Raw genomic sequence first — 6322 nt, 5'->3', positions numbered from 1 at the left:
GTTTTACGAAATGTCGTGGCATAAAAAGTTCCAGTTCCGCGGCAGGTGATTGCGTGTAAGATACTGTATAGATATACAGGTTTCAAGTTGCCGATGCTCGCTACCTCCGTTCGTGCCGAAGAGATTCATCCGTCGCTCTGGCGGGCCTCGCAGCTTGCGCGAGGCCGCACGCGCGTGGTGGAAACGGGATATCCGGCCTTGTCGGCCGAATTGCCCGGCGGCGGCTGGCCGCTCGGCGCATTGGTCGATCTGCTCGTCCAGCAGCCGGGAATCGGTGAAATGCGGCTGCTGCAGCCGGCGCTCAGCGCGCTCGGGCGTCCGGTCGCGCTGTTGCGGCCGCCGCAGGTGCCCAATGGCTTGGGGCTCGGCTATATCGGGTTGCCGCTCGAGCAGCTGCTTTACGTCAAGGCGCCGAAGACGGCCGATGCGTTATGGTCCGCCGAGCAGATTCTGCGGGCGGGCACCTGCGGGGCCTTGATTTTTTGGGCGTCGTCCGCACAACCGTCGTCGCTGCGGCGCTTGCATCTGGCGGCGCAGTCCGCCGAAACGCTGTTCGTGATGGTGCGGCCTCTAACGGTCGCTCAAGAGGCGTCGCCGGCCTTGCTGCGGATGGCGCTGCGGCCATCGGCCGAAGGATTGATGGTCGATATCGTGAAGCGACGAGGGCCCCTGCGCGCGGAGCCTTTGCCGATTCCTCTTCAACCTACTCCTGTTTTGCTGTCTCGCCATGCGCGTCTTTCTCGCCGTTCACTTGCCGAAACTGCCGTTGGAAGTATTCCGGCCGAAGTGGCTGCCTGAGTCGGGGGCCGGCCATCCGGGGGCCGGCAGCGTCGTGCTCGAGAAGGACAAGGTGGTCATCGCCGATGCGGCCGCCCGCGCAGCCGGCATCCGGCTCGGCATGAAACGCGGCGGGGCGCTCACGTTGTCGGCCGATGTGCTCATGTATGAGCGTGACGCGGCGCGTGAAGCGGCGGCGCTGCGCGAAGTCGGTGTGGCGCTGATGCGGTTTTCTCCCGACGTGGCGCTGGCCGAGGAGGTAACGGTCATTGCCGAAATCGGTGCGAGCCTGAAGCTGTTCGGCGGCATGAGGGCGTTGTGCAGGCAGGCGCGCGCGATTCTCGAGGCGTTGGGCTTTACGGCACGTATCGGCGTCGCGCCGACGGGGCAGGGCGCATGGCTGCTCGCGCGCTACCGCGGCCGGCGTGTGATGCGGCTCGCCTCGCTCGAGCGCGTCTTGTCGCCGTTGCCGATGATTGCGGTGCCCGAAGTGCGGCCGTTCGCCGATTGGTTCGGAGGGCTGGGCTGCGCGACGATCGGCGACGTTCGCCGCTTGCCGCGTGCAGGGCTGCGGCGCCGCTGCGGCGAGCACGTGCTCGACTCGCTCGATCGCGCATTCGGCACGGCACCGGAGTTGTTCGATTGGCTGACGCTGCCGCCCACGTTTTCGGCGCATCTCGAATTGCCCGATCGCATCGAGCATGCGGACGGTGCGCTGCATGCCGGGCATCGGTTGATCGTACAGTTGTGCGGCTGGCTCAGCGCCAAGCAACTAGCGGTGACGGCCATCACGCTTTCGCTCGAGCACGAGCGAGGCAGGCAAGCGGTGGCGCCGACATCGATCGAAATCGCGCTCGGCGAACCGGCGTGGCAGGAAGGGCATCTGCTGCGCTTGCTGAAAGAGCGGCTGCACCGCATCGAGCTGGCCGCGCCGATGATAGCGGTGCGGCTCGACGCCACGAAGGTGGAGGCGGCCGAGGCGCCGGCCGAGCAGCTTTTTCCCGAGCCCGGCGGCTCGGCGCAAAGCCATGCGCGCCTGCTCGAATTGCTGGTGGCCCGGCTCGGCGAAGAGAACGTGCTGCGCTGCGCGCCTTGTGCCGATTACCGGCCCGAGATCGCCAATCGATGGGTACCGCTTCGCGAGAGCGCCACGAAAAGTGCGTTGCCCGAAGGCTTGCCTCGGCCGGCGTGGATGCTTGCCACGCCAGTGCGTTTGCTAATGAGGGCACATCGGCCGTTTTACGGTTCGCCGCTGCGCGTCGTGTCGCCGGCCGAGCGTATCGAGGCGGGCTGGTTCGACGGCGAACTCGTCGCGCGCGATTACTTCGTCGCCGAGGCCGACGACAAAAGCTATTACTGGATTTATCGCGAACGCGTGAGCAGCCGCGATGCGGACGAAGGACCGTGCTGGTTCCTTCACGGCTTATTCGGATAATGCGATGGTTCCCGGTTTCAATGGGCTGCCGGCGTATGCCGAGCTTTTTTGCTTTTCCAACTTCACGTTTCTGCGCGGTGCGTCGCATGCGCAAGAGCTCGTCGCGCGCGCGGCGCAACTCGGTTATGCGGGCATTGCGATCACCGATGAATGTTCGCTCGCGGGCGTCGTGCGGGCGCACGATGCCGCGAAGGAAGTCGGCTTGCCGCTCGTCATCGGTTCGTACTTCCGCTTGTGCCATGCCGACGGCTCGCCGTCGTTCGGGCTCGTCTTGGTCGCGCAAAATCGCGAAGGGTACGGCAATCTGTCGGAGCTCGTCACGCTTGCGCGCACGCGCTCGCCGAAGGGCGAGTACCGGCTGACGCCTTACGATCTCTCACGGCCGGAGCCCGGCTACGCGCATCTGCGTGGGATGCCCGATTGCTTGGCGATTCTCGTGCCGGATTTTCCGGCCAAGGAAGAGGCGCTCGCCGCTCAGCTCGAATGGCTCGACGAAACGTTTCCCGGCCGTGCTTGGGCCGGGCTCGTGCTGCTTCAAAGGGCGATGGACGACATTCACCGCGGCGCGATCGAGCACGTCGCGCGGCAACGGGGCGTGCCGGTCGTCGCGCTCGGCCACGTCGTCATGCATGTGCGTTCGCGCAAGTCGCTGCAAGACACGATGACGGCCATTCGCGTCGGCAAGAGCGTGCACGAATGCGGCTACGAGCTCGCGCCCAATGCCGAGCAGCATCTTCGCTCGCGTTTGCGTCTCGTCAATCTTTATCCCGACGAAGCGTTGCGCGAAACGGTCAATATTTTGTCGCGCTGCACCTTCTCGCTCGACGAGCTGCGCTACGAGTATCCCGACGAGCTCGTGCCCGAGGGTGTCACGCCTACCGCTTATCTGCGGCAGGAAACTTACGCGGGGGCGCGGCGGCGTTTTCCCGACGGCATTGCGCATGCGGTGCAGCAACAGATCGAACACGAGCTCGCGTTGATCGCCGAGTTGCGGTACGAGCCGTATTTTTTGACGGTCTACGATATCGTCCGTTATGCGCGCAGCCAGAACATCCTGTGCCAAGGGCGCGGATCGGCCGCCAATTCGGCCGTTTGCTATTGCCTCGGCATCACCGAAGTGGACCCGGCGCGCGGCAACATGCTGTTCGAGCGATTCATCAGCAAGGAACGGGGTGAGCCGCCCGACATCGACGTCGACTTCGAGCATCAGCGGCGCGAGCTCGTCATGCAGTACATCTACCGTAAATACGGCCGGCATCGCGCGGCGATCGCGGCGGCCGTCTCCACCTATCGTCCGCGTGGCGCGCTGCGCGAAACGGGCAAGGCGCTCGGCGTCGATCCGCAGATCGTCGATGCCGTCGCGAAATCGCATCATTGGTTCGATACGAGCCGCGATCTGCTCGCGCGCTTCGAAGAGTCGGGGCTCGATCCCAACCAGCCGCTGATTCAGGCTTGGGCGCGGCTGGCCGCTCAACTGCTCAATTTCCCGCGTCATCTCTCGCAGCATTCGGGCGGTTTCGTCATCAGCCGCGGCAAGCTGACGCGGCTCGTGCCGGTGGAGAATGCGGCGATGGCCGATCGATCCGTCATTCAATGGGACAAAGACGATCTCGAGTCGTTGGGATTGCTCAAGGTCGATGTCTTGGCGCTCGGCATGCTGTCGGTGATACGGCGAGCGCTCGAATTCGTTTCCGAGCGGCGCGGCGAGCGCTTCGACATGCAGGACGTGCCGTCCGAAGACGAGCAGACGTACCAAATGATCTCGCGCGCCGATACGGTCGGCGTTTTTCAGATCGAGTCGCGTGCGCAGATGAGCATGTTGCCGCGTTTGCGGCCCAAGACGTTCTACGATCTCGTGATCGAAGTGGCGATCGTGCGTCCCGGACCGATTCAAGGCGGCGCCGTGCATCCTTACTTGCGCCGGCGTCAAGGGCTCGAGCCCGTGACGTATCCGAGCGAAGCATTGAAGGCAGCCTTGGGCCGCACCGAGGGGGTGCCGATTTTTCAAGAGCAGGTGATGCAAGTTGCGATCATCGCGGCCGGCTTCACGCCGGGCGAAGCCGATGAGTTGCGGCGTGCGATGGCGGCGTGGAAGCGCAAAGGCAATTTGCAGAAGTACTACGACCGCATCGTGAGCGGGATGCGCGAGCGTGGATATGAGCAAAGCTTCGCCGATGCGATCTTCGAGCAGATCAAGGGCTTCGGCGAATACGGTTTCCCCGAAAGCCATGCGGCGAGCTTCGCATTGCTCGTCTATGCGAGCAGCTGGCTCAAGTGCCATGAACCCGAGGCCTTTCTTGCTGCGCTGCTGAATAGCCAGCCGATGGGGTTTTATTCTCCGTCTCAACTCGTGCAGGATGCCCGGCGCCATGGCGTGAAGGTGTTGCCGGCCGACGTGACCGTCAGCGGGTGGAACGCCGTGCTCGAATCGATCGAAGGTGCGGCGCGTCCGGCCGTGCGCCTCGGCTTGTCGTTGTTGCGCGGCATGAAAGAAGAGGTGGCCGAGCGGATCGAAAACGCAAGAGCCGTGCGCTCGTTCGAGAGCGTCCACGATCTTGCGCGCCGTGCGCAGCTCGATCGCCAGGCTCTGCACGTGCTGGCCGATGCGAATGCGCTATCGACGCTCGTCGGCAATCGGCGTGAGGCGCTTTGGCATTCGGTGGCCGCGGTGCCCGAAAGGGACATGCTGGTCGCGGCCGCGAGGGCGGACGACACCCCTTTGCTCGGTGCACCGACGGAAGGGCAGGACATCGTGGCCGATTACCGCTCGGCGGGGCTGACGTTGCGGCGCCATCCGCTCTCGCTGCTGCGCGAGCATCTCCTCGAAAAGCGGCTGATGCCGGCATCGAAGCTGAACGGCTATCGCAACGGCCAACCTGCACGCGGCTGCGGCATCGTCACGGTGCGTCAGCGGCCGGGCACGGCCAAAGGCGTGATATTCATGACGCTCGAAGACGAAACAGGCAACGTCAACGTCATCATTTGGCCCAGCCTGCTGGAAAAGCAGCGCAGGGAAGTGCTCGGCGCCTCGCTGCTCGCGGTGTACGGCATCTGGCAGTGCCAGGGAGAAGTGCGGCATCTCGTGGCCAAGCGGCTCGTGGATCTGTCGCATCTTCTCGGCGGCTTGCAATCGGAAAGCCGCAATTTCCACTGAGCGGGTGAGGTGCGGCCGCGATGCTCAGCCGCTCGGCAGCGCTTGCGGCGCGCCGGCGAGCACCTTCGCGATCGCGACGTCGAACGGCGTGCGCCGGCCGATTCCGAGCGCTTCGAGCCGGCTCGAGTCGAGATGGCAGTCGCGTGGACGGGCAGTGGCCTCGCTGCTCGTAGCTTGCGCCTCGAGCCTGGCATCGACGCCGAGATGACGCGCGATGCGAGAGGCGATCTCGAATTTGGTCATCGGCTCGTCGCCGGACCACTGAGCGATACCGCAGACGGCCTTGCCTTCGGCCTGCCGTTCGAGCATGCCGTGGATCACGCAAGCGACATCGGGCGTGTACGTCGGATACCGTGTCGCCCAAGCGTCCATCGGCGCCGGCGATGCGCCCGGGGCACTCGACGCGGCGATGGCCGGAACGAGGCTCGTCACGGCCGACTCCGACCACTCGAGGATCGGGCCGTACAGCAGCGGGAGCCTCAGCACGCAGCCGAAATCGGTCGATTCCGCGAGCGCACGTTCGCCTTCGAGTTTGCTGCGTCCGTAGGCGTTGAGCGGTGCGGGCCGATCGTCGATTCGATAGGGTGGCGCGCTGCCGTCGAACACGTAATCGGTCGAGATCGACAACACCCATGCGCCGCATTCCCGAGCCGCCGATGCGATCGTCCGAACCGCATCGACGTTCAGCGCATGCGCGGCCTGCGGATCGCGTTCGCAGACATCGGGCCGACGCTCGGCGGCTGCGATGACGATCGCATCCGGGCGAATGCGATCGACGAACGAGCGGACCGCCGAAGCGTCTCGAATGTCGAGTGCGGTGGTATCGGCTTGCGCGCGCCGGTGCGCCGTAGGGACGACGCGCCAGCGCCCGCTTGCGCCGAGCTCGTGCGTGAGCGCGCGCCCGAGCAACCCCGACGCGCCGATGACGGCAACCGTGAACATCGCCTCGCGCGGAC

General features: G+C 65.1%; 4 protein-coding genes. 3 read left to right on the top strand and 1 reads right to left on the bottom strand.

Going from position 1 to position 6322, the window contains the following annotated elements:
- The first annotated feature begins 93 nt into the window (after positions 1-93).
- From imuA to ACTHNZ_RS02240, 3 genes are read left to right on the top strand one after another with little or no spacing between them, the layout of a single operon-like run.
- A complete protein-coding gene (gene imuA / locus ACTHNZ_RS02250) occupies positions 94-798 on the top strand; it encodes a translesion DNA synthesis-associated protein ImuA (protein WP_440540862.1) in 705 nt (234 codons plus the stop codon).
- Positions 728-2212, top strand: a complete 1485-nt coding sequence (locus ACTHNZ_RS02245; protein ID WP_440540861.1) for a Y-family DNA polymerase — start codon at positions 728-730, stop codon at positions 2210-2212. The genes imuA and ACTHNZ_RS02245 overlap by 71 nt, the downstream gene beginning before the upstream one ends.
- 4 nt (positions 2213-2216) lie before the next feature.
- The gene (locus ACTHNZ_RS02240) at positions 2217-5366 is read left to right on the top strand and encodes an error-prone DNA polymerase (RefSeq protein ID WP_440540860.1); all 3150 of its coding nucleotides are present in this window, start codon (positions 2217-2219) and stop codon (positions 5364-5366) included.
- Positions 5367-5390: 24 nt separating this feature from the next.
- Here ACTHNZ_RS02240 and ACTHNZ_RS02235 read toward each other — a convergent pair whose 3' ends face one another.
- Positions 5391-6308: a dTDP-4-dehydrorhamnose reductase family protein gene (locus tag ACTHNZ_RS02235; RefSeq protein ID WP_440540863.1), complete on the bottom strand. Its 918-nt coding sequence runs from the start codon at positions 6306-6308 to the stop codon at positions 5391-5393.
- Between the last annotated feature and the right edge of the window lie 14 nt (positions 6309-6322).

It is taken from the genome of Trinickia sp. (assembly GCF_051953955.1).
Taxonomy (GTDB): Bacteria; Pseudomonadota; Gammaproteobacteria; order Burkholderiales; family Burkholderiaceae; genus Trinickia.
This window is presented reverse-complemented; position numbering and strand designations above follow the sequence as displayed.

Bases quoted from the DNA above. Each gene is read 5' to 3' on its own strand.
- imuA (WP_440540862.1), top strand. From the start codon at position 94: ATGCTCGCTACCTCCGTTCGTGCCGAAGAGATTCATCCGTCGCTCTGG.
- ACTHNZ_RS02245 (WP_440540861.1), top strand. From the start codon at position 728: ATGCGCGTCTTTCTCGCCGTTCACTTGCCGAAACTGCCGTTGGAAGTA.
- ACTHNZ_RS02240 (WP_440540860.1), top strand. From the start codon at position 2,217: ATGGTTCCCGGTTTCAATGGGCTGCCGGCGTATGCCGAGCTTTTTTGC.
- ACTHNZ_RS02235 (WP_440540863.1), bottom strand. From the start codon at position 6,308: ATGTTCACGGTTGCCGTCATCGGCGCGTCGGGGTTGCTCGGGCGCGCG.